Consider the following 324-nt stretch of genomic DNA (forward strand, 5'->3'; position numbering starts at 1 on the left):
CACCTGACCCCATGCCGAACTCAGAAGTGAAACGCCGTAGCGCCGATGGTAGTGTGGGGTCTCCCCATGTGAGAGTAGGGAACTGCCAGGCATCAAATTTAGCGTGCTGATATGGCTCAGTTGGTAGAGCGCACCCTTGGTAAGGGTGAGGTCCCCAGTTCGACTCTGGGTATCAGCACCACTTTATACTTAGGTTAAAGTTCGGCAAGAAGTAAAAGAATTTGTCTGGCGGCTTTAGCGCGGTGGTCCCACCTGACCCCATGCCGAACTCAGAAGTGAAACGCCGTAGCGCCGATGGTAGTGTGGGGTCTCCCCATGTGAGAG

Annotated in this window: 1 tRNA gene and 2 rRNA genes; all 3 read left to right on the forward strand. The window is 54.6% G+C overall.

Features of this window, described 5'->3' with window-relative positions:
* Positions 1-91, forward strand: a 5S ribosomal RNA gene (gene rrf / locus ACNQ0W_RS25485); the annotation flags it as partial.
* A 14-nt stretch (positions 92-105) separates the two neighbouring features.
* A tRNA-Thr gene (locus tag ACNQ0W_RS25490) sits at positions 106-181 on the forward strand.
* Positions 182-224: 43 nt separating this feature from the next.
* A 5S ribosomal RNA gene (gene rrf, locus ACNQ0W_RS25495) occupies positions 225-324 on the forward strand; the annotation flags it as partial.

The sequence above is a fragment of the Enterobacter cloacae complex sp. 6730903 genome, assembly GCF_048283985.1.
In the GTDB taxonomy this organism is placed as follows: domain Bacteria; phylum Pseudomonadota; class Gammaproteobacteria; order Enterobacterales; family Enterobacteriaceae; genus Enterobacter; species Enterobacter hormaechei_C.